Source organism: Sinosporangium siamense (assembly GCF_016863435.1).
In the GTDB taxonomy this organism is placed as follows: domain Bacteria; phylum Actinomycetota; class Actinomycetes; order Streptosporangiales; family Streptosporangiaceae; genus Sinosporangium; species Sinosporangium siamense.
The window spans coordinates 47,380-70,523 of sequence record NZ_BOOW01000054.1 but is presented as its reverse complement, the minus strand read 5'-3'; the positions used below and the strand labels follow the sequence as shown (position 1 = coordinate 70,523).

General features: G+C 68.7%; 18 protein-coding genes. 16 read left to right on the top strand and 2 right to left on the bottom strand.

Annotated features, from left to right (window positions below; all coding sequences use genetic code 11):
* Positions 1 to 10 precede the first annotated feature (10 nt).
* Positions 11 to 1,693 carry a hydantoinase B/oxoprolinase family protein gene (locus Ssi02_RS35805; protein WP_204032465.1) on the top strand — a complete coding sequence of 561 codons (1,683 nt, stop codon included), beginning with the start codon at positions 11 to 13 and terminating at the stop codon, positions 1,691 to 1,693.
* 99 nt (positions 1,694 to 1,792) lie between these two features.
* Positions 1,793 to 2,089 carry a DUF4287 domain-containing protein gene (locus Ssi02_RS35800; RefSeq protein WP_204032463.1) on the top strand — a complete coding sequence of 99 codons (297 nt, stop codon included), beginning with the start codon at positions 1,793 to 1,795 and terminating at the stop codon, positions 2,087 to 2,089.
* 68 nt (positions 2,090 to 2,157) lie between these two features.
* On the opposite strand, the gene Ssi02_RS35795 is transcribed toward Ssi02_RS35800, so the two are convergent.
* Together Ssi02_RS35795 and Ssi02_RS35790 are read right to left on the bottom strand one after the other, a co-directional pair.
* Positions 2,158 to 3,735 (bottom strand): exonuclease domain-containing protein, encoded by a 1,578-nt coding sequence (locus Ssi02_RS35795; RefSeq protein WP_204032460.1) that lies wholly within the window; start codon positions 3,733 to 3,735, stop codon positions 2,158 to 2,160.
* 321 nt (positions 3,736 to 4,056) lie between these two features.
* A complete protein-coding gene (locus tag Ssi02_RS35790) occupies positions 4,057 to 6,282 on the bottom strand; it encodes a hemopexin repeat-containing protein (protein ID WP_204032458.1) in 2,226 nt (741 codons plus the stop codon).
* A gap of 350 nt (positions 6,283 to 6,632) precedes the next feature.
* Here Ssi02_RS35790 and Ssi02_RS35785 point away from each other — a divergent pair, with 350 nt between their 5' ends.
* The 14 genes from Ssi02_RS35785 to Ssi02_RS35720 all read left to right on the top strand — a co-directional run bounded on the left by Ssi02_RS35785 (position 6,633) and on the right by Ssi02_RS35720 (position 23,142).
* Positions 6,633 to 7,322 carry an acetoacetate decarboxylase family protein gene (locus Ssi02_RS35785; RefSeq protein WP_239130316.1) on the top strand — a complete coding sequence of 230 codons (690 nt, stop codon included), beginning with the start codon at positions 6,633 to 6,635 and terminating at the stop codon, positions 7,320 to 7,322.
* Between the two features lie 104 nt (positions 7,323 to 7,426).
* Entirely contained in the window at positions 7,427 to 7,627 is a 201-nt protein-coding gene (locus Ssi02_RS35780) for a hypothetical protein (RefSeq protein WP_204032455.1), read from the top strand.
* Positions 7,628 to 8,021: 394 nt separating this feature from the next.
* Positions 8,022 to 8,486, top strand: a complete 465-nt coding sequence (locus Ssi02_RS35775; RefSeq protein ID WP_204032453.1) for a RidA family protein — start codon at positions 8,022 to 8,024, stop codon at positions 8,484 to 8,486.
* 50 nt (positions 8,487 to 8,536) lie between these two features.
* Complete coding sequence (locus Ssi02_RS35770; RefSeq protein ID WP_204032451.1) at positions 8,537 to 9,427, top strand: ABC transporter permease; 891 nt, start codon at positions 8,537 to 8,539, stop codon at positions 9,425 to 9,427.
* Positions 9,428 to 9,466: 39 nt separating this feature from the next.
* A complete protein-coding gene (locus Ssi02_RS35765) occupies positions 9,467 to 9,610 on the top strand; it encodes a hypothetical protein (protein ID WP_204032448.1) in 144 nt (47 codons plus the stop codon).
* On the top strand, positions 9,611 to 10,783 hold the full coding sequence (locus Ssi02_RS35760; protein WP_204032446.1) for a substrate-binding domain-containing protein: 1,173 nt from the start codon (positions 9,611 to 9,613) through the stop codon (positions 10,781 to 10,783).
* A gap of 1 nt (position 10,784) precedes the next feature.
* Positions 10,785 to 13,361: an ATP-binding cassette domain-containing protein gene (locus Ssi02_RS35755; RefSeq protein WP_204032443.1), complete on the top strand. Its 2,577-nt coding sequence runs from the start codon at positions 10,785 to 10,787 to the stop codon at positions 13,359 to 13,361.
* A gap of 62 nt (positions 13,362 to 13,423) precedes the next feature.
* Entirely contained in the window at positions 13,424 to 15,217 is a 1,794-nt protein-coding gene (locus tag Ssi02_RS35750) for an adenine deaminase C-terminal domain-containing protein (protein ID WP_204032441.1), read from the top strand.
* A gap of 67 nt (positions 15,218 to 15,284) precedes the next feature.
* A complete protein-coding gene (locus tag Ssi02_RS35745; protein WP_204032439.1) occupies positions 15,285 to 16,247 on the top strand; it encodes an NAD(P)-dependent oxidoreductase in 963 nt (320 codons plus the stop codon).
* Positions 16,244 to 17,485 (top strand): M24 family metallopeptidase, encoded by a 1,242-nt coding sequence (locus Ssi02_RS35740; protein WP_204032436.1) that lies wholly within the window; start codon positions 16,244 to 16,246, stop codon positions 17,483 to 17,485. Before Ssi02_RS35745 ends, Ssi02_RS35740 begins: the two co-directional genes overlap by 4 nt.
* A 34-nt stretch (positions 17,486 to 17,519) precedes the next feature.
* A complete protein-coding gene (locus Ssi02_RS35735; protein ID WP_204032434.1) occupies positions 17,520 to 18,983 on the top strand; it encodes an NAD-dependent succinate-semialdehyde dehydrogenase in 1,464 nt (487 codons plus the stop codon).
* A 130-nt stretch (positions 18,984 to 19,113) separates the two neighbouring features.
* Entirely contained in the window at positions 19,114 to 19,650 is a 537-nt protein-coding gene (locus tag Ssi02_RS35730) for a VOC family protein (RefSeq protein ID WP_204032432.1), read from the top strand.
* The gene (locus Ssi02_RS35725; protein ID WP_204032429.1) at positions 19,647 to 21,827 is read left to right on the top strand and encodes an alpha-ketoacid dehydrogenase subunit alpha/beta; all 2,181 of its coding nucleotides are present in this window, start codon (positions 19,647 to 19,649) and stop codon (positions 21,825 to 21,827) included. The genes Ssi02_RS35730 and Ssi02_RS35725 overlap by 4 nt, the downstream gene beginning before the upstream one ends.
* Before the next feature lies 1 nt (position 21,828).
* The gene (locus tag Ssi02_RS35720) at positions 21,829 to 23,142 is read left to right on the top strand and encodes a 2-oxo acid dehydrogenase subunit E2 (RefSeq protein WP_204032427.1); all 1,314 of its coding nucleotides are present in this window, start codon (positions 21,829 to 21,831) and stop codon (positions 23,140 to 23,142) included.
* The last annotated feature ends 2 nt before the right edge of the window (positions 23,143 to 23,144 follow it).

Sequence of the window (23,144 nt, the reverse complement as noted above, 5' to 3'; positions counted from 1 at the left end):
TGGTGCGCGGATGGCTGTGCTGAGCCATCGCTTTCAGGCCATCGTCCGGCGTATGTCCAACACTCTGGCGCGGTCCGGGCGGTCGGGCGTGCTGAACACGGCGCGGGACTTCTCCTGCTGTGTGCTCACGGCGGCCGGGGATGTGCTGATGACGGGCGACAGTCCGCCGATCCACGTGATGGGCGGGCCCGACCTGCAGGCACGGTCGATGCTGGACTTCTATCCGGTGCCTCGTGCCGGGGACGCCTTCCTCCACAACTCGCCCTATCATGGCAACACGCATGCGGCCGATCACTCGATTCTGGTGCCTGTCGTCGACGCCGCCGGGGTGCATCGGTTCACCGTGCTCGCCAAGGCGCACCAGGCGGACTGCGGGAACTCCGTGCCTACGACCTACATGGCGAGTGCTCGCGATGTATACGAGGAAGGGGCGTTGATCTTCCCGGTCGTGCGGGTGCAGGAGGATTACGAGGACTGCGAGGACATCCTGCGGATGTGCGAGATGCGCATCCGGGTGCCTGACCAGTGGCGGGGGGACTATCTGGCGGTCCTCGGCAGTGCGCGTATCGGTGAGCTGGCGGTGCTGCAGTTGGCGGACGAGGTCGGGTGGGAGACACTCGACGCCTTCGCCAACAACTGGCTCGATTACAGCGAAGCCCGGATGGAAGCCGTGATTCGCGAGCTTCCGGCCGGGGAGGCGATCACGACCACCTGCCACGACCCGTTCCCCGGGGTGCCCGACGGCGTGCCGCTTCAGGCGAAGGTCACCGTACGGCCCGAGGACGGGATGATCGACGTCGACCTGCGCGACAATCCGGACTGCGTGCCGTCCGGGCTGAACTTGAGTGAGGCCTCGTCCCGTACGGCGGCCCTCATCGGGGTCTTCAACAGCATCGACGCCGGGGTGCCGCACAACCAGGGGAGTTTCCGCCGCATTCAGGTTCATTTGCGGGAGAACTGCTGCGTTGGCATCGTGCGACACCCGCACAGCACCTCCGTCGCCACCACGAACCTCGCCAACCGGGTGGGGAACATCGTGCAGCGGGCCATGGCGGAAATCGGCGACGGCATCGGGCTTGCTGAGGTCGGGTCCGGCATGTCGCCCTCCGAGGCCGTGGTCTCCGGGGTCGATCGGCGCCACGGGGCCGTGCCGTACGTGAACCAGATCTTCACCGGGCCCAACGGCGGAGCGGGCGCGCCTTCCGCCGATGGATGGCTGACGATGTCCGACCTTGGCAGCGGGGGGACGCTCCTGCTCGACAGCGTGGAGATCGACGAGCTCAAGCAGCCCATCGTCATCCACCGGCGGGCCCTCGCGATCGACACCGAGGGGGCCGGGCGGCATCGCGGTGCCCCTGGGCTTGAGGTCGAGTATGGGCCGGTTGCCGGTGAGATGGAGGCGGTGTACGCCAACGACGGGTCGATCAATCCCATGATGGGGGCGCGGGGCGGCCTGGCCGGGGCACCTTCCGCGCAACTCATGCGAAACCAGGATGGCGAGCTGGTGGAACTCGACATCTGCGGACCGGTGCTAGTGCAGGCCGGGGAGCGGCTCGTCGCACGGACCAGCGGCGGCGGGGGGTACGGTGACCCGCGCGATCGGGACCCCGAGGCTGTGGCGCAAGACGTGCGGGAAGGCTGGATCAGCCGGGAAAGGGCCCTGGAGGTGTATGGCGTGGTGGTCGCGGAATAGCGGGATAGGCCTGTTGGTTGTGGCGCCTGTAGGAGGTTGGTGCACCAGCACCAATGCGCTGTCAGGGCAGTGAACGGCCCTGAGAAACGGGAGAGAGCCATGTCATTCCAGGCCTACCTCGACAACATTGAGGACAAGACCGGTCTGACGCCGCGAGAGTTCATCGCGCAGGCGAAGGAGCGCGGTTACGACAACCCGTCTACCAAAGCAGGAACCATCGTCGAGTGGCTGAAACAGGACTATGACCTTGGGCGTGGACATGCGATGGCATTGGTACATGTGATCAAGAAGGGGCCGAAGATCGACGCCAAGCACGTCGGCACTACGGGCACCCACCGGGACGATTCCGACACGCTGTGGCTGGACGGCAAGCAGAACCGGCCCCAAGCAGGCTGACAGACGGGCCTGTCCGGGAACCACCCCTGATCACCGGCCCGGGGTGGTTCCAGGTTCGGGGCGGGATGTCACGTGAGAAGCTGGCGGAGCATTTCCAGCAGCACCGTGCCGGCTCCCGCGCCTAGAAAGGCGACGGCGCAGCCGCCGGATTGTTTGGCGGCGGCGCGGCGTCCCCGTTCAGAGGACATAGTGATCTTGTGATTCTGGCGGCGTGAATCGTCCCAGTCGGCAAAGCGGTCGACGAATTCGGCCTTGTACTGCGCGGGGGTCAGTTCGTGGCGGCGCCATGACTCGTGCCATTCCGGTCGTCGCCGTGGCGCCTGACGCTGCTGTTCGGCGGCCAGCCGGTCGGCGACCTCCTGGCCGCGGGCGTTGGCGAACAGTCCGCCGCGGGTCGTCTCGACTTCCTTCTCCAAAAGCCTCAGTGCTTCGCCTGCGGAAAGGACCCTGATTCCCGCGGCCTCCGCTTTCTGCACTCGGGGGTCGTCCGTGGCCGCTCCGTCGGTCACCACCAATCGGACGGTCTTGGTCACGTTCACCGCCACGGAGGCACCGTGCGCCGAGCCGAAGTCCATCACTTCCATCACACCGCGGCTGTCACCCACCGGTAGCAGCCGCCAGCCTTTGAGCGGTCCGTTGCTGCGGGCGCGGTCGGCCGCGGCGGCTTGTTCCAAGTCGCCGATCAGATGAGTGGCGGCCAGTTCCCTGGCGGCCCGTTGCAACTCTTTGAGTTCCGCCGCTGTGACGACCCCGTCGGATTCGGCTTCTGTGCGGACTTCAGCGAGGTAACGCTCGTGGACCTCGCGAGCGGTGGTCTGGGTAAGGCCGGCGCGGGAGGCCAGAAGCGCGAGTTGCTGGGCTTCCTCTCCGACGATTCGGCCGTCGGCCAGAGCGTGGCCGAGCATTGCCGTGTAATCGGCCACGCCTTGGGGACGAGGCGCGGGCGGTTGGGCCGTCAACGGAAGGCGCGCGGTGAGAGTCGCCAGCCAGCCGTCGGAGCCTTTGCGGAGTCCGGCGGCGCGTGGGGCGATGAAACCGCTGCGCGGGTACGGCGGGAGCATCACCGGCGCCGTTCCGTTCCATGACAGTGGCTCGGGGGCTTCGGTGATGAACGTCGACAACATCCAGGCGAGGGTGCGGGCATCGCCCAGGGCGGAGTGTGCGGCGGCGGGCCAGTCTCCGGTGATGAGGTTGGCGACGTCGATCAGGCGGTAGCCGTACCGGTCGAGGTGAGTGCGTGTCATGACGAGCGTGCATAAACCCGGAATATCGGGCACGTTTATGCCCAGGCGACCGAATTCGGCGGTGAGAAACTGGTCCTCATAGTCGAGGTTGTGGCTGACCACGATCGCGCCGCTCAAGTATGTGAGGACGTCCCCGGCGATGTGCTCGAACTTGGGAGCGCCCTTGACGACGGCGTTCGTGATGCCGTGGTACTCGTCGTTGGTGATGCGTAAGCCGGGGTCCACGAGGGTGGAATACTCGTCGAGCACGACGCCGTCGCCCCGCATGCGCACGATGCCGATCTCGCAGACGCGTGAACCCTTGCGTGCGTGGAGGCCTGTCGTCTCCAGGTCGACTGCGGCGAAGGTGAGGTTTCGCGGGTCTATGCCTGGCTTCCGTGTGAGTTGACCCTGCGCGAACATGGTGCAATCTCCCAAGTTTGAATTCTTGTAAGAGTGCGCATGGTCGCAGGAATTATCCACCTCATGCAATGGAATCGCGGATAAAAGCCCAGGTCGACGTGGTTGAGGCGTGTCGAATGAGGGCTATATCGGGCAAAGTTCGCGCATGGGTGTCGCTCGCCCAAGTCGGACGTTGAGGGAGTGGAGGGGACATGTTGCCGGACACGTGTCCCCTCCACTCCACAGATCAGCGAGTCGGAGTCATCGTGGTTGAGCCGGGAGGCTCATATGGATGGCCGTTCGGTGCACGGGTGGGTCGGAGTCCCTCAGGTGGCGGGGTGCCTAAGACGGGGGGTCGCCGAACGGGAAGCCGAAGTTCCAGCCGTCGATGATGGCCTTGGGACCGATGACGATGCTGTCGTTGTCCAGGTCGTAGCGGACGTAGGTGTTGCCGGAGAAGAGCCAGAGGTGGTTGTCGAAGCCGGTGAAGCGTACGGCGGCGTCGATGCGCAGGTCGAAGCCGGTGCCTCGGAGGCCGGCCCAGCCGTCCGCAATGGGTTTCGGGCCCAAGACCACCTTGTTGTTGGTGAGGTCGTAGCGGAGGTATTGGTCGTCCTTGAAGAGCCAGGCTCGGTCGGATTCGCCCGGGACGAGGACTGCGGCGTCGACGTGGTCGAAGCCCGCTGATTTGAGGCCGGGCCACCCGTTCTCGATCAGGTATGGGCCGCTGTAGACACTGTCGTTCTCGATGTCATAGGTGAGATATGAGTGGCCGTGGAACAACCACGCTTTGGACTTCCCGGGTATGTTCAGTGCGGCGTCTATGCGCCGGCAGAAGTCCTTGTACGGCTTGAGGCCCTGCCATCCGTCGGCTATCGGGGTCGTTACATGGCTGATGACGTTGTTCGGTGTGTTGAAACGAACGTAGTAGCCGTCGTGGAAGAACCAGATCTCTCCGTTTGAGGTCGGGTGGGCGAGGGCCGCGTCCATCCGGTCGATGAACAGTTTGTCGCGGAAGCCCGACCAGCCTTCGGCGATCGGTTTGGGCTGGATCCCCATCCGGCACTCGTAAGTGTTGTAACGGAGATATTCGTCGTCCCGGAAGAGCCACATCTCGTTTGGCGACCCGGGGCAGGCCAATGCGGCGCTCACACCGTGGATGAAGTTCGTGTCCTCCAATCCGGGCAGTGCGCTCTTGATGAGATTCGGGCCGCTGATCGTGTCGTCGTCGAGGTTGTAGTGGACGACCTCGGGCCCGCGGAAGAGATAGAGGGCATTGGCGCCGCTCGGGTCCTTGACCGCCGCGTCGATGTAGTCGACGAATGTGGTGTCCTGCAGGCCCGGCCAGCCGTCGTATATTTCTTTCGGGCCCACCAGGATTCTGTCTTCGCGGGCGCTGTATCGGACGTACTGCGAGCCGCGGAACAACCACATGATGTCCTGGTGGCCGGGAACGACGGTGGCCGTGCTCACGCCGTTGGCGAATTCGGTGCCGCTGAGTGCCGACCAGGCGCTCCCGATCGGCCAGGGTCCGTCGAGGAAGGCGTCGGCTGCCAGGTCGTAGACCATGAGCTCGTTGGACTGCAAGAAGATCGCGGTCTGCCGGCCTTCGAGCATGTTGACCGCCGTGTCGATCACCGGATAGTGGATGTGGCCGTCGTCGGTAGCGGCCAGGACGGCATCGACGCTCCGCACGCTTCGGCTGCTTGAGGTGCTCGACGTGCTCGTGCCGGAGACGGCCTTGAGATAAATGATCGCGAGCGCCGCCGCGACCTCAAACACATTGGTGAAGGTCATCGAGCCGATCGTGAGCGGGGGGAGGGCTCGCTCGTCGTCCACAGCCAACTGGCTTTCCATGCGCCTTTGGAGATGAAGACTGATGACCTGCCACCTTCTCTCCAGCTCATACATCTGGGTCCGGGTGTCCGGATCCACAGCCCGGTATCCACTCCATGCCGTCTCGATCGCCTGGGAGATGTACCGGAAGCGTGCCGCCTCGCAGATCATCTCCGTCAACAAGAGCATTGCTGCAGCCATATCCTGAGTGGTTGGAGAAACCTGGAGTAAATCATTGATCCGTCCCACCAGGCTTTCCCGGGACATCGTGATCTCTCTGCGATCTGTTGCGACGTGGGCGGCGCGCTCCAGATCCTGGTAGTTCTCTCCGACGCCGACTGCCGTCAGATTTGCCGCGGGAACCCAGTCCAGTGTCTGCATCCTCTGTCTGTCGCCGTTGCCTCCAAAATAATAGAAGCGGCGGGCGTTGCCTTGGGGATCTACTTGGGCGAAACCTACGTTGTAGAGATCGTTTCGTCGGATGTAGAGGTCTATGCTGCCGCCGGCCACTCTCAGCCGTACACTGAAGTAGGCGTCTCTTTCGGTGGGATCGACGCTTTGGTCCGTGCGATAAACGATTCTGCGGGCGGCGCCCTCCCTATAGTCCGCATAAGTAAGAGCGCCGTTCTCCGTCACGCCGGAACGGATGGCTCGGATGAAATCGCGATAGTCGTTGTCATAGCCTTCTTCTCTTGTGAGGTCGAGCGTGGCGATCGGGTCAAGCAGCGGCATGCCGATTACCCTTCGTGTGTGTTGTGATCGCTGGAGCCGGAGGGGCGACGAAAGTGAGCATTTCGGTCGGGCCGGAATTTCCTTGCAATGCCTCGCCGGGTGGTGCGGCATTGAGGTGCTGTGCTCATTGCTACGTTCCAGGAATTACCGCTAATACCCGCATATATCCCCCGTAAACGGGATCACTCTGACGGGCTTAGTCGGCTAAAGGTCCCGTTTATGGCCTGCTGGTGGGTGAAGACGCCATATAGCGCACTCTGTGGGCGAATGTGAAGTTTTCTGTCATGATTGTTTTTTGGGGCGACTTGACATATGTTCCGGCTGTAAGTCGTTATAAGCAGGGAGAACGTGTGCCCGAACTGGTGGCCCCCCAGCTCGTCGTCAACAGTCGGATGATCTACTTCGGCTGGATACCGGCCGACCCGGAAGCCGTCGAGGGCCTGGTGCCCGCCGACCTGAAGCCGGCCGCCAACCGGCAGGTGTTCATGAACCAGTACGTGGTCGACCGCCCCGAGCAGACCTCGGGTTTCGGTGCCTACTCCCTGACCTACATCGGCCCCGACCTGGCCGACGCCTATGCTCCCGACGGCGAGACCAACGGCCGCTGGTGGACGCACTACTTCAACTCCAGCCCGGTCGTGCGCGACTACGCCGCCGCCCGGGGCGTGCCCGCCACCGAGGGCCGCACCACCATCGAGGTCAAGGGCAAGAAGCTCGTGGCCACGACCGAGATCGACGGCGTGCCGGTGATCCGTACAACGGCCAGGGTCGGCAAAACCGGTGCGGCGGTCAACCGGGGGCAGTTGCGCTATATCACCGAGGTCGACGGGCAAAAGCTCAGCGGCGTTTACCCGTTCGTCGCCGAGCCGGTCGATCCGTTCGAGGTTGTTTCGCTGGAGTTCCTGGACCCCTCACACCCTGTCTACGCCCTCCGCCCGGCCGACCCATTGGAGATCACCTGGGGCTTCTACTCGCCTCGGTCGTCCTTCACATATCCCGGCGGTGAATCGGTCACGACCGAGCCCATTTCAGCCTGCTAGAGCAGGTCGCGGGCTCGTTGCGGGCCGCCTGACTTGATCGTTCAGGTCACCGCGGCCATCAACACGCCGATCGAGGTGCGCCCGTTCGCCGCCACGTCCGAATAATGATCGACAAGGAAGCGATCGGCCGGATCTTCCGCGAGGAGTACGGCCGGTCGCTGGCCGCCCTGATCAGCCTGCTCGGCGACATCGACGTGGCCGAGGACGCGCTGCAGGAGGCCTGCACACTGGCGCTGGGCAGGTGGCCGGTCGAAGGACCGCCGCGAGACTTCCTCCACTCCGGCGGCCGCACGCCGCGACGGTGAACCGTCGTCTCCTGATGTGACGTGCGGCCCACGATCGGGAAGTGCTGCCAGGCCGGCAGCGATGAGCGGATCGGCCTTGCGGGGATCAGGCGGGAGTCGTGGGCTCGTCGGCCGGACCGATGCCGTGCTCCCGGCCGCAGTGTCGTCGGTGCGTGAGCAGGGCGGTGGCGGAGCGCTCCCGGCGGGCCGTGCCGGTTGATCGGCCGTGGAAGTGGGCGCGGCGAGGCTGCGGCGGAGGAGGTGGCATCCGTCGAAAGGCCTGGTCAGCCGTCAGTGCAGAGGTTTGTCGCTCCAGCGGTGACTTTTAGTAAAGGTGCAGGTCACTCGTTGACAATCGATTGCCATCAGGAATAGCGTCACACTCTGAAACGCAGCACGATGCCTAGGAGAAGCCGTGAGCGACATTCCCGAGATCGTTACCGTCGGTCAGTCGGAGATCATTCACCACGAGGGCTATGACCCGGACATCGTCAGCCCCTTCGTCCCGGCCATCCGCGTCGTGTCGTCGGCGCGCCTGGTCTTCATCTCCGGGGTGACCGGGGCACCGGTCTACCACGACCACCCGCACCGGCCCGAGGTCTTCGACGCGATCCCCGCAGACGGCGCCGCACAGGCTCGCACCGCCTTTGAACACCTGGACCAGGCCCTGCGCGCCGCGGGGGCCGAGCGCCGTGACGTGGTGAACCTGATCCGGTTCTTCACCAACGTCGCCGAGGACCAGGACGCGGTGAACCGGATCCAGGCGGAGTGGTTCGGCGGTCACATTCCCACCAGCACCACCGTGGAGGTGACGCGGCTGGCGACCGATCCCCGGCTGCGGCTGGAGATCCACGTTGTCGCCGCCGCGCCGCCGGCCTGATCCGCCCTTCACGTTTCGTACTGCGACCGTGTGTGCATCGAGAGGTGGACATGAACGCATCCCAGACCTCCGAGAGCACTGCCGGGCCGGTCGCCGGCGGGACCGGCGCCGCCGGCCGGACCCCGGTCAGGCCGGCGCGCGTCACGGTCCCGTCGGCCCTGGTGATGACCGCGTTACTCTTCGCCGGTAGCGCGTTATTCGTCCCCGGGACACTGGCGACGGACTCGCTCCTGTCGATGGCGCCCTTCGCGGCGCTGCTGGCCGTCACGGCCATCGGCCAGATGCTCGTGATCCAGCAGGGAGGGCTGGACCTCTCGGTCGCCGGCGTCATCTCGATGTCCGCGGTGATCGTGACCAAATATCCCGGCGGAGCCGACTCCGGGCTGGTGCCCGCGCTCCTGCTGGTCGTCCTGCTCGCCCTCGCCGTAGGCCTCGCGCACGGCTACCTGGTCACCGTGGTCGGGGTGACGCCGCTGGTGGCGACGCTGGGCGGCAACGCGCTGCTCCTCGGCGGAGTCCAGCACTTCACCAACGGCTCGCCCGGCGCGGTGCCCGCCGGTCTGCAGAGGTTCGCGCTGGCCAAGACGCTCGGGGTGCCCAACACCGTGCTCATCGCGGTGTCGGTCGCGGTGATCGTGGCGCTTGTCGTCCACCGGACCGTGCTAGGCAGGCGGTTCCAGGCGGTGGGTGCCAATCCGGCCGCGGCGCGGGCGGCTGCCATCTCGCTCATCCGGTACGGCACGGGCACCTATGTCTGCGCCGCGCTCTGCCACGCCGCGGCGGGCGTCCTTCTGGCCGGATTCATCCGTACACCGGCTTTGAACATCGGAGACAGCTACCTGCTCGCCGGTATCGCCGCCGTGGTGGTGGGCGGCACCGCGCTCGCCGGAGGCCGTGGAACGGTCCTCGGCACTGTGTTGGGAGCGCTCTTCCTTACCTAGCTCAACCAGATTGTCCTGTCCCTGGGAGCCGGGACGGCGGTGCAGTACCTGATCCAGGGCCTGATCATCGCGCTCGGCGTGATCCTCTACCGAGTCCGCCGGCGCTCGGCCCCGGCGAGACGGGGCGCCCGGCGACGTGAGAAGGCCGTCCAGGGGCCCAACGACTCCCAGGAGGGCAGATAGATGAACGGAACTTCCACACGGCGCGTCCCCTTAAAGACCAGGGCGCTGGGATGCGCGGCGGCCGCCATGGTGCTCACGCTGAGCGCCTGCGGCACGAACGGCTCCGGCGGCACGAACGGCGGCGGCTCAGGCACTGTCGGCAAGGTCAGGGCAGGCGAGCGCGGCACCGTGGCCGAGCTGAAGACCATGGCGGAGGTGTGCGGCGACAAGCCCATCACCGTGGCGCACATCGACGGCGCGCAGAACTCCTGGCGCAAGGTCGCCCACGCCGAGCTGCTGGACGAGGCAGCCAAGTGTCCCAACATCACCAAGGTCACCTACCACAACGCGCAGGGCGACCCCTCCAAGATGATCTCGGAGATCAACGCGGCCGTGGCCAAGGGCGTCGATGTGATCGTCACCCTGCCGGACGCGGGCGACGCGCTGCTGCCGACCCTTCGCCGGGCCATGCAGCGCGGAGTGGCGGTCGTGCCGTGGGCCGTGGGGACCATGGGCGGCACGCCCGGCGTGGACTACGTGGACGCGCCGACCTTCGACGGCGTGGCGATGGGCCGGGCGTGGGCCGAATGGATGGTCAAGCGGCTCGACGGGAAAGGCGACATCGTCTTCCTCGGCGGCACGCCGGGCAACCCGGCGAGCCTGAGTGAGGCCGAGGGCATCAAGCAGGTGCTGGCCCGGCATCCGGGGATGAGGCTGCTCGGCGACGGTCCCACCGACACGAACTGGGACCAGGCCCAGGCGCAGAAGGTGATGTCCGGTCTGCTGTCGAAGCACGCGAAGATCGACGGCGTCATCGCCGACTCGGGCCTGGTCTCCGCGGGAGCGATCCGGGCGTTCGTGAACGCCGGCCGTCCGCTCGTGCCGTGGAGCGCGGGCGACATCAACGAGCTGGCCTGCCTGTACAAGGAGCACAAGCCGAAGAACGAGAACTTCGAGCTGAGCACGATCTCCTCCTACACGTGGATCATCCGGCTCGCGTTGCGCAAGGGCGTGGCCGCGGCCAACGGCAAGCCGAACGACGAGCCGTCCGTCATCGAGGTCCCGTTCACGGAGGATTCGACGGCGGGCAGCGATCTGGCGCCGAAGTGCGAGCCGAGCCTGCCCCCGGACGCCACGCTGTCCGCGCAACTCCCCGCGGACAAGCTCGCCCAGTTGTTCACCAGCGGAGGATGACATGACAAGCGACGGTCCCGTGAACGGCCCCGTACTGCGCCTGACCGGAGTGACGAAACGCTACCCCGGGGTCGTGGCCCTGCGCTCCGCCGAGCTCGAGGTCCTCCCCGGCGAGGTGCACGCGATCGTCGGGGAGAACGGCGCGGGCAAGTCGACGCTGATGGCCATCGCCGCGGGGTCGCTGCTCGCCGACACCGGCACCGTGGAGATCTGTCACCAGGTCATGCGGCATCCGTCGCCGTCGGCCGCGCAGGAACTCGGCCTGGCCGTCGTCTACCAGCAGCCCGCCCTGCTGCCCGACCTGACGGTGATGGAGAACCTGGTGTTCGCGATGCTGCCCGCCTGGCGGCCGCCGATGAGCCGGGCGGCGACGTGGGCGCGGGAGCGGCTGGACCTCGTCGGCGCGGACGTGGGCCTGCACGAACGGATCTCCGGCCTCTCGGTCGCCGACCGCCAGCTCGTCGAGATCGCCAAGGCGCTGGCCATGGAGCCGCGCGTGCTCATCCTCGACGAGCCGACCGAGGCCCTCGTCGCCGAGGACGTGGAGCGGCTGTTCGAGCAGGTGCGCCGCTTCGCCGCCACCGGCACCGCCGTCGTCTACATCTCACACCGCCTCCCCGAGGTGCGGCGCATCGCCGACCGGATCACCGTGCTCCGCGACGGGGAGACGCGCGGAACCTTCAACATGGCCGACGTGACCGAGGAGGACGTGCTGCGCCTCATCGTGGGCCGTCCCATCGACTCCACCTTTCCCGGCAAGGCGACCGGCGACGGTGCGGATCCAGGCGCGGCGCCGGTCCTTGACCTGCGCGCGGTCTCCGGGCCCCGGTTCCACGACATCGACCTGCGCATCCGTCCGGGAGAGGTGGTCGGTCTCGCCGGCATGCCGGGCAACGGGCACCACGACCTCGCCCGCGCCGTCGCGGGGTTGCAGCGCCTCGACGGCGAGGTCCGGATCCAGGGGGCGCCCGTCCGGCCTGCCACGCCCCGGCGCGCCCTCGACGCCGGAATCGTGTATGTTCCCGGCGACCGGCCGCGCGAAGGGCTCTTCAAGTCCCTGTCGGTGCGGGAGAACGCCGCCGTGCTCACGCTCGCCGACCGGGCGAAGGCAGGTTTCGTACGGCGGAGCCAAGAGCGGTCGGTGACGGCGGCGCAGGTCGGCGCGCTCGCGGTGAAGACCCCGTCGCTGGAGACCCCCGCGGGCACGCTCTCCGGCGGCAACCAGCAGAAGGTCGTCCTGGCCCGCTCGCTGCTCGCCCGGCCGCGGCTGCTCATCGCGGAGGAGCCGACCCAGGGCGTGGACGTCGGGACGCGCCTGGAGATCTACCGGATCCTGCGCGGGCTGGCGGACGAAGGCAACGCCGTGCTCGTCGTCTCCTCCGACACCCACGAGCTGCAGGGCCTCTGCGACCGGGTGGTGATCTTCTCGAGGGGGCGGGTGTGCGCCGAGCTGGAGGGCTCCGAGGTGACGGAGGAGGCGATCACCGGGGCGATCCTGAAAGGCTCGCCGTCCAGCGCCGCCGCGACGCCGTACGGCAAGCCGGTCGGCGCCGCGGCGGAGCCGGAGACCGGCCCGCCCGCCTCGCGGCGGTCGCCGTCCGTGCCGTGGGCGAAGAGGCTGATGAGCGGTGACCACGCCCCGGGCATCGTGCTCGCGGTCGCGGCCCTGCTGCTCGTCGCCTTCGGCGCGGCGGGGAACGACCAGTTGCTGACCCCGCAGAACTTCGAAGGCCTGCTCTACACGATGAGCGCGCTCATCTTCGTCTCCCTGGGGCAGATGATCGCCGTCGTCCTGGGCGGGATCGACCTGTCGATCGGACCGTTGACGGGCTTCCTGGTCGTCGTCGCGTCGTTCCTGGCCACCTCGGGCAGCGTCGCCGGCACGGTCACCGCGATCGCCGCCATGGTCGTGCTCGCCGCGCTCGTGGGCGTGCTCAACGGGTCGATGATCCGGCTGGCCGGGATGTCGCCGGTGGTCGCCACGCTGGTCGCCTTCATCGTGCTGCAGGGCGTGTCGCTGCTGCTCCGTCCCCTTCCCGGTGGCTTCATCCACGACAGCGTCATCACCGGGCTGCACGCCACGATCGGGTTCGTGCCGTGGGTGTTCGTCGCCGCGGTCGTCGTCGCGGTGGCCGCCGAATGGGTGCTGCGCCGCACACGCTGGGGGTTGCAGTTGCGCGCGGTGGGCTCCGACGAGCCCGCGGCGCACCGGCTGGCCGCGAAGGTCACGCTGACGCACATCCTCGGGTATGGCGCCTGCTCGGTGTTCGCCGCCCTCGGCGCGATCGTGCTGATGGGCCAGAACGGCATCGGCGACGCGACCGCTGGGCTGACGTACACCTTCAGCAGCATCACCGCGGTCATCCTGGCCGGAGCCAGCATCTACGGCGGCCGGGGCTCCTTCCTCAGCGCGGCCCTGGGCGCGGTGCTGATCGAGGTGACGATCAACGTGAGCGCGTTCCTGGACCTGAACGAGGCCTGGCGGCACTGGCTGCTCGGCATCCTGACGCTGGTCGCCGCGGCGCTGTTCTGCGGCTTCAGGGGCGGGCGCCTGTTCAGGAGGGCCGCGAGCGCATGAGTGTGAGCGAAGCCGCCGGCATCCGCGACAGACGACCGCGTAACGAGAAGCAGGTGAACACGATGGATTCCTCTGCAACGGAGAGCTCGCCCGCCGGGCGGCGGCACGCCGCCGACGTGGCCGCGGGCCGCGAGCCCGCCGATCTCGTCATCACCGGCGGCCGCGTCGTCGACGTCCTGACCGGGTGCATCTACCGGGGCGACGTGGCGGTCGCCGGAGCCAGGATCGCGGCGGTCGGCGACGTCGGGCACTGCGTCGGCGACGGCACGGAGCGCATCGACGCCACGGGCGTGTTCGTGCTGCCGGGGTTCATCGACCCGCACTTCCACGTGGGCTTCTCGCAGGTGACCGTCGAGCGGCTGGCCGAGCTGCTCGTGCCCATGGGAACGGTCGCGCTGAGCAGCTGCTTCTCTGAGTCCGCCTACATCGCGGGCCACCGCGCGGTGGAGGCGCAGCTGGAAAGGGGAGCTGGCACGGGCCTGGACGCCCTGCTCTCGCCCTTCTTCGCCGGCGCGCTCGGGTTCGGCGAGTTCGGCTGCCTGAACCGGTTCTCGATCGAGGACCTGCGGGCGCTGGTCGAGCACGAGCAGTGCGTCGAGCTGCGTGAGTGGAACGACGACGCGAGCCGGTTGCCTGTCCCCGGGCTGGCCGGGGTGTGGGCCGAGGCGATCCAGCGCGGCCGGGTGATCGGCGGGCACATGGAGGGGCTGTCCGGTCCTGCCGTACAGGCCGCGGTGGCGCAGGGCGTGGCCTCCGACCACGAGGTCACCACGGTTGAAGAGGCACTTGAGCGTGTACGGCTCGGCGTGGTCGTCCAGCTGCGTGAGGGCTCCTCGACCCAGGACCTGCTCAACGTCCTGCCCGCCATCACCGAGTTCGGCGCCGACCCCTCGATGTTCAGCGCGTGCAGTGACGAGCAGGAGCTGCACAGCCTCGCCGAGCTCGGGCACCAGGACCACAAGCTGCGCATGCTGGTCCGCAACGGGGTCGCGCCGGTGGACGCCGTCCGCATGGTGACGCTGAACGCGGCCCGGTCCATGGGCCTGGAGCGGGACTACGGCGCGGTGCTGCCCGGCCGTCTGGCCTCGCTCGCGCTGGTCGAGGACCTGGCCTCTTTCCGGGTCGTGCGCACGCTCAGCCGTGGCCGGCTGTGCGCGGAGAACGGCAGGTACCTGCTGCCCAGCAGGGTTGAGGACTATCCGGCCGAGTGGAACGACATGGTGCGGGTGGGCCGCACCCTCACAGGGGACGACTTCCGGCTGCCGGTGGCGGACGGAACTCAGGCCCTCAGGGTGATCGGGATAACCCCCGGGTCGCTCCGTACGGCGGAGCAGTTGCTCGACCTGCCGGTCCGCGACGGCGGGCCGGTGGCGGACGAGGACCGGGACATCGCCAAGATCGCCGTCGTGGACCGGCACGAGGCGTCGGGCCGTCTCGCGACGGCGCTGATCGGCGGGCTGGGCGTACGGCGAGGCGCGGTCGCGGCGACGATCAACGCCGGGGTCATGAACCTCATGGTGGTGGGGGTGGACGACGAGGACATGGCGCTCGCGGCCAACCGCTGCGCCGAGCTGAAGGGCGGGATCGTGGTGGTCCGTGACGGCGAGGTCCGGGCCGAGGTGGCGTTGCCGACCTTCGGCATCGTCTCGCACGCGCCCCTTGCCCAGACGCTCGCGAGCTCCCGGAGCGTCGCGGAGGCCATCAGGGACGAGCTCGGCTCGCCGCTGCCCGGCCTGGTGCCGAGCGCCGGGTTCGCCTGCCTGGCGGCGAGCATCCCCGGGCTCAAGATGACCGAATACGGGCTGGTCAGGGTCGCGCGCGGCGGCATCCGGGAGTGGGTCCCGCTCGCCGGGTGACCACCGGCGAAGAACAGCATTCTTTTCACGTATTAGTTGGCAAACGATTGCATAGAATGGAACGACGATGACCGAGACGACTACCGGAGCAGCTCCCAGAGTCGGCTGGATCGGCGCCGGCCGCATGGGCGCAGCGATGGCCGAGCGCCTGGCGAAGGCGGGGGTGGACCTGGCCGTGTGGAACCGCACGGCCGCCAAGGCCGCGCCGCTCAAGAAGTTCGGCGCCACCGTGAGCGAGACCATCGCCGGTCTGCGCGACCGGGACGTGGTGTTCACGATGGTTTCCACCTCCGAGGACCTGGAGCGCGTGCTCCTGGGCGAGGGCGGCCTGCTCGCCGGCGAGCGGTGCCCCGCCGTCGTCGTCGACTGCTCGACGGTCTCCACCGACGCCTCCGAGGCGCTGCGGCGGCAGTGCGCGGAACGCGGCGTCGACTTCCTCGCCGCGCCCGTCAGCGGCAACGGCAAGGTCGTCCGGGCCGGTGCGCTCAGCATCGTGGTCTCAGGCCCGGAGGAGACATATGCCAAGGTCGCGCACCTGCTCGGGCACATCGGCGCGTCGGTCACCTACGTCGGCGAGGGCGACATCGCGCGGCTGGTGAAGATCGCGCACAACCTGATGCTCGGCGTCGTTACCCAGACGATGGCCGAGATCACCGTGCTGGCCGAGAAGGGCGGGGTCTCCCGCAACGCCTTCCTGTCCTTCCTGAACGACAGCGTCATGGGCTCGGTCTTCACCCGCTACAAGTCGCCCGCGTTCGTCAACCTCGACTACACGCCGACCTTCACCCCGATCCTGCTCCGCAAGGACTTCGACCTCGGGCTCGCCGCGGCCCGCAAGCTCGACGTGCCCATGCCGGTCACCGCGGCCACCGCGCAGCTCGTCCAGGCCAGTGTCGGCAGCGGCCGGGTGGAGGAGGACTTCGCGATCCTGCTCGACCTGCAGGCCGCCGCCTCCGGGATCACCCTCAAGCCGGAGGACGTGTCCGTGGACGACGGCCTCGGAGCCGCCGACGAGGCGGCGCGGTCATGAGCGGGGCACCGCTGCCCGCGCCGGGGCACATGGGGGTCGACTACGAGCAGCGCGTCGACTTCGACCGGCTGCGGAGCTACCGGCTGGAGCGGGCGCAAGCCTCGCTTGAGGCGAGCGAGTGCGGGGCCTTCCTGCTGTTCGACTTCTACAACATCCGCTACACCACCCAGACCTGGATCGGCGGCGCACTCGGCGACAAGATGACCAGGTACGCCCTGCTCACCAGGGGCGGCGAGCCGATGCTGTGGGACTTCGGGTCCGCGGCCCGCCACCACAGGCTGTACAGCCCATGGCTCGACCCGGACAACTGCCACGCCGGAATGCTCGGCCTGAGGGGCGCCATCGCCCCCACCGCCGGCCTCATGCGGGACGCCGTACGCCAGATCAAGGGCCTGCTTGAGGACACGGGGGTCGCGGACGCCCCCGTGGGCGTGGACGTCGTCGAACCGCCGTTCCTCTTCGAGATGCAGCGCCAGGGGCTGACGGTGGTGGACGCCCAGCAGGCCATGCTCGACGCCAGGCAGATCAAGTCGAACGACGAGATCATGCTGCTCACCCAGGCGGCGGCGATGGTCGACGGCGTCTACCAGGACATCCTGGAGGCGCTCAAGCCGGGGATCAGGGAGAACGAGATCGTCGCGCTCGCGAGCAAACGCCTGTACGAGATGGGCTCCGACCAGGTCGAGGCGATCAACGCCGTCAGCGGCGAGCGGTGCAACCCGCACCCGCACAACTTCTCCGACCGGTTGATCAGGCCGGGCGACCAGGCGTTCTTCGACATCATTCACTCCTTCAACGGCTACAGGACCTGCTACTACCGGACGTTCGGCGTGGGCAGCGCGACGCCGTCCCAGCGCGACGCCTACACCCGGGCCCGGGAGTGGATGGACGCCTCGATCGACGCCGTCAAGGTGGGCGCGAGCACCGCCGACGTGGCCGCCGTGTGGCCGGCGGCCACCGAGTTCGGCTTCGAGAACGAGCTGGCCGCCTTCGGCCTCCAGTTCGGCCACGGCCTCGGGCTCGGCCTGCACGAACGGCCGATCATCTCGCGGCTCAACAGCATGCGGGAACCGGTCGAGCTGCAGGCCGGCATGGTGTTCGCGCTGGAGACCTACTGCCCCGCCTCCGACGGCTTCTCCGCCGCCCGGATCGAGGAGGAGGTCGTCGTCACCGAGGACGGCCCTCGCGTGCTCACCCTTTTCCCCGCCCGTGACCTCGTCGTCGCCAATCCCTACTGAGCCCGCTCCGCACCGTGAAAGAAAGGAGGAAGCCATGGCGGACAACAACACCCTGACAGCCGGCCGCGACCTGCTCACCGACCTCTACCTCGGCGGCAAGGCGGTCCCGGCCGCAGGCGGCGCCCGCTTCCCCGTGGTGGACCCCTCGACCGGCGAGGTGATCGCCTCGGTGGCGGACGGCGGCGTAGAAGATGCGATCGCCGCCGTCGACGCGGCGGAACGCGCGGCGGCCTCGTGGGCGGCGACGCCACCCCGGCAGCGGGCGGAGATCCTGCGCACGGCGTTCGAGCTGATGGTCGAGCGCGCGGCCGACCTCGCCTGGCTGATCTCGCTGGAGAACGGCAAGTCCCGGGCGGACGCGCTGGGCGAGGTGGCCTACGCCGCGGAGTTCTTCCGCTGGTACTCCGAGGAGGCCGTACGAGGGGCCGGCACCGTGACCACGGCCCCCGGAGGCACGAACCGGATCCTGGTGCAGCGCAAGCCGGTCGGCATCTGCGTGCTGGTCACCCCGTGGAACTTCCCCGCCGCGATGGCCACCAGGAAGATCGGCCCGGCGCTCGCGGCGGGCTGCACCGTGATCCTCAAGCCGGCCAGCGACACGCCGCTCACCGCGCTGGCCATCGCACAGATCCTTGAGGCCGCGGGCGTGCCCGACGGGGTGGTAAGCGTCCTGCCCAGCCGCCGCTCCGGCGCGGTGGTCTCGGCGATGCTGCACGATCCCCGGGTGCGCAAGCTGTCGTTCACCGGATCGACCGAGGTCGGCCGCGCGCTGCTGCGCGAGGCCGCGGACCAGGTGATCAACACCTCGATGGAGCTCGGCGGGAACGCGCCGTTCATCGTGTTCGCCGACGCCGACCTCGACGCGGCGGTCGACGGCGCTATGGTGGCGAAGATGCGCAACGCGGGGGAGGCGTGCACCGCCGCCAACCGGTTCTACGTCGAGTCGCCGGTCGCCGCCGAGTTCGGCAGGCGGCTGGCGGAGCGGATGGCGGCGCTGGTGGTCGGTCCCCCCGAGGCCGAGGACACCGAGGTCGGGCCGCTGGTCAACCGGGAGGCGGCCGACAAGGTCGACGAACTGGTGCGCGGCGCCGTCGCCGAGGGCGCGACCGTGCTCACCGGGGGTGGCAGGCCGGACCGGGCGGGCTTCTACTACACCCCGACCGTGCTGGCGGACGTCCATCCGGGCGCGGCCATCCTGAACGAGGAGATCTTCGGCCCGGTGGCCCCCATCGTCGCGTTCGACGACGAGGCCGAGGCGATCCGGCTCGCCAACGCCACCGAGTACGGGCTCGCCGCCTACGTCTACACCGGCGACCTGGCTCGGGGGCTGCGTGTGAGCGAGCAGATCGAGTCGGGCATGGTCGCGCTCAACCGGGGCCTGGTCAGCGATCCGGCGGCGCCGTTCGGAGGGGTGAAGCAGAGCGGCCTCGGCCGCGAGGGCGGCCACGAGGGGCTGCTCGACTACATGGAGGAACAGTACGTCGCGGTCCAGTGGTGACCCACCGCCCGGCGTCGTGACCCCGGCCTGCCCGTCCTCAGGCGGGCGGGCCGGCAAAGGGCCGAACACCTCGTGGAGAGCCACTCGACCCGGCAGCCGGTGGATCCATCCAGGACAGAGGAGAACAAGGATGAAGGCAGGGCTCCCCGGGCTGACCCGCGTGGACCACATCGGCTTCACGGTCCCCGATCTCGAACAGGCCCGTCACTTCCTCGTCGAGGTGCTCGGCTGCGAGTACATGTACTCGCTGGGCCCGTTCCGCGACGACGGCGGCGACTGGATGTCCGAGCACCTCAACGTCCACCCGCGCGCCGTCATGGAGCGGCTGCACTTCTTCCGCTGCGGCGACCAGGCCATCTTCGAGGTCTTTCAGTACACCGCCCCCGGCCAGGAGCGTGCCGCGCCGAGGAACAGCGACGTCGGCGGCCACCACGTCGCCCTGTACGTCGAGGACCTGGACGCCGCGATCACCTACCTGCGCGAGCGGGGGGTCGCGGTCCTGAGCGGCCCGACCACCAGTGCAGGGCCCAGCGAGGGACAGCGCTGGATCTACTTCCTCGCCCCCTGGGGCATGCACTTCGAGCTCGTGTCCTATCCCGGGGGCAAGGCCTTCGACCGCGAGACGCGGCACCGCAGTTCGGCAAACGATTGTATGGAGATGACATGACCCAGGAGAACCGGCTCGAACCTGCGGCTCCGTGGGTGGAGGTAGTGGCCACCGACGCCGACTGGGACGCCGCAGATCCGGCGCTGCTGACGAACATGCTCAGCCACCTCGTCCTCATCCGGGCCTTCGAGGAATATGTCCTGGAGCTCGCGCGCGACGGGCTGATCCACGGCCCGGCGCACTCCAGCATCGGGCAGGAGGGCGGCGCCGTCGGCTCGGTCCTCGCCCTCACCTCGGCCGACACCGTCAACGGCTCACACCGGGGACACCACCAGTTCCTGGCCAAGGTGCTCGCGCACGTCGCCCCCGGGGGGATCGACCCCACCCTGGACCTGCCCGACGAGGCTCGTGCCGTACTGCTCCGCGGCCTGGCCGAGATATGCGGCCTCGACCGGGGCTTCAGCCACGGCCGGGGCGGCTCCATGCACCTGCAGTGGAAGGAGGCCGGAGCCATCGGCACGAACGCCATCGTCGGCGGTGGCGTCCCGCTCGCCGCGGGATCCGCGTGGGCGCACCGGCAGGCCGGAACCGACGCGGTGGCCGTGACGTACTTCGGCGACGGCGCGATCAACATCGGCTCCACGCTTGAGACCTTCAACCTGGCGGCTGCCTGGCGCCTGCCGCTGTGCTTCTTCGTGGAGAACAACCTGTATGCGGTCTCGACGCACGTGGCGGAGGTGACCGGTGAGCCCCGGCTGTCCGCCAGAGGACCGGGCTTCGGGATCCCGAGCTGGAAGGTCGACGGCATGGACCCGCTGGCCGTCCACCTCACGATGCGGCAGGCCCTCGCCCACATGCGCTCAGGCGGAGGGCCCGCGCTGATCGAGGCCGACGTCTACCGCTACTTCCACCAGAACGGTCCCTTCCCCGGCAGCGCCTTCGGCTACCGCACCAAGGAGGAGGAGAAGGCCTGGCGCGACCGGGACCCGATCAGAAGGGTCTCGGCCCACCTCACCCGCCGGGGCATCCTCACCGAGGACCAGATCGAGGCGGCGATCGGCCGCACCGCGAAGCTCATGGCGGGCCTGGGTGAGGAGCTTCTCGAACCGTTGCCCGGCGGCAAGCCGGGACAACGGCGGATCAGGCCGCAGGAATGGCCCGACCCGGCCTTCGCCGACGTCGGGGTGCGCGGCGACCTCAGCGAGTTCGCCGGCGCCCGGTTCGAGGACCTCGAGACCTTCTCCGGCACGCTGGCCGAGCAGAAGTTCATCGAAGCGGTCGCCGCGGTGATGACCCGCCGGATGGAGTCCGACGACACCATCGTCGTGATGGGGGAGGACGTGCACCGTCTCAACGGTGGCACCAACGGCGCCACCCGGGGACTCCCCGAGAGGTTCCCCGGCCGGATCCTCGCGACCCCGATCAGCGAGAACGCCTTCACCGGGCTCGGCGGCGGCATCGCGCTCGACGGCCGCTTCCTGCCCGTGGTCGAGTTCATGTACGCCGACTTCATGTGGGTCGCCGCCGACCAGCTCTTCAATCAGATCGGCAAGGCGAGGCACATGTTCGGCGGCGACGGCGAGGTGCCGTTCGTGCTGCGCAGCAAGGTCGCGATGGGCACCGGCTATGGCTCACAGCACTCCATGGACCCCGCGGGCATCTTCGCGACCGCCCCCGGCTGGCGGATCGTCGCGCCGTCCACGCCGTTCGACTACGTCGGCCTGATGAACAGCGCCCTGCGCTGCAAGGACCCCGTGGTCGTGCTCGAACACGTGGACCTGTACACCTCGGTCGGGCAGGGGCCGGTCGGAGACCTGGACTACTGTCTCCCGGTCGGCAAGGCCGCGGTACGGCGCAGCGGATCGAAGCTCACCGTGATCTCCTACCTGGCCATGGCCAACCACGTCCTTGAGGCGATCGACTCCCTGGGCGACGTCGACGCCGAGGTCATCGACCTGCGCTGGCTCGACCGGGCGAGCATCGACTGGGACACCATCGGCGCGAGCATCAAGAAGACGAACATGGCGCTCATCGCCGAACAGGGGCCCGCCGGCACCTCCTACGGGGGCTGGCTGGCCGACGAGATCAACCGCCGTTTCTTCGACTGGCTGGACCACCCGGTGGAGCGGGTGACCGGCGGTGAGGCGTCCCCGAGCATCTCCAAGGTGCTGGAGCGCGCGGCCATCGCCAGAAGCGAGGAAGTGGCCGTCAAACTAACCGAGATGGCGGGGTACTGACATGGCGAGGCTGCTGCACATGCCGGAGGTCGCCGCGAGCGCGGCCGAGGCCGTTCTCCAGAGCTGGCCCGTCGCGGAGAACACCTCCTACGCCGCCCAGGACGTGATCGTCACCATCGAGACCGAGAAGGCCGTGGTGGACGTGGAGGCCGAGAGCGACGGGGTCATCCTCAAGGCGCTGGTGCCCGAAGGCGCCCGCGTCGAGGTGGGCGCGCCCATCGCGCTCATCGGTGAGCCGGGCGAGCGGGTGGCGGACCTCGACGCTCTGCTGGCCCGGCTCGGCGTGACGGCTCCCCGGCCACGGGACACCGCCGGCCCTGGCGCCGCTCCTGTCTCCCGGCCCCCGGTCCCCCAGCCCCCGGTGGAGGTCCTTCCCGGCGCCGCGGCCGGCTCCCGGCCACCGGCCGACGCCGGCCCGGACGGATCCGGCCCTCGGATCTTCACCAGCCCGCTGGCGCGCCGGATGGCCGCGGAGGCCGGGATCCCCGTCGAGGAGATCACCGGCACCGGCCCGCACGGCCGCATCGTCAGAAGGGACGTGGAGGCCGCCGTCGCCGCCCGCGACACGCGCCCCCACTCCCACGGCGTGCCGGAACGGCCCGCCGCGGGCGCGCCGCAGGCTCCCGCTCCGGCATTGCCGTACAGTGACCTCCCGCACACGCGCATGCGCCGGGCCATCGCCACGCGCACGGCGGAGAGCAAACGCTCCGTCCCGCACTTCTACCTGCGCGGGACGGCCAGAGTGGACGGCCTGCTGGAGGTGCGCCGCCAGCTCAACGACGGCGCCCAGGTCCGCGTTTCGGTCAACGACCTGGTCGTGAAGGCCGTGGCCCGTGCCCACACGCTGGTTCCGGCGATGAACGTGATCTGGACCGAGGACGCGGTGCGCTCGTTCTCCTCCGTGGACGTCGCGGTCGCGGTCGCCACCGAACGAGGGCTCGCCACACCCGTGGTGAGGTCGGCCGAGCAGGTGAGCGTCTCCTCCATCGCCTCGACGGTGCGGGACTTCGTGGAGCGGGCGAAGAACGGCAGGCTCGGGCAGGCCGAGCTGGAGGGCGGCACGATCACGGTCTCCAACCTCGGGATGTACGGGACGGAGGAGTTCGCGGCGATCATCAACCCGCCGCAGTCGGCCATCCTCGCGGTCGGCGCCGCACGCAGGGAGCCGGTGGTGGGGAAGGACACGATCGAGGCGGGGACGGTGATGAGGGTGACGCTGTCGGTCGATCACCGGCCCGTCGACGGAGCGGTCGCCGCCGAGTGGATGAGGGAGTTTCTCACGCTCATCGAGAACCCACTCCGCATCCTGGCCTGACG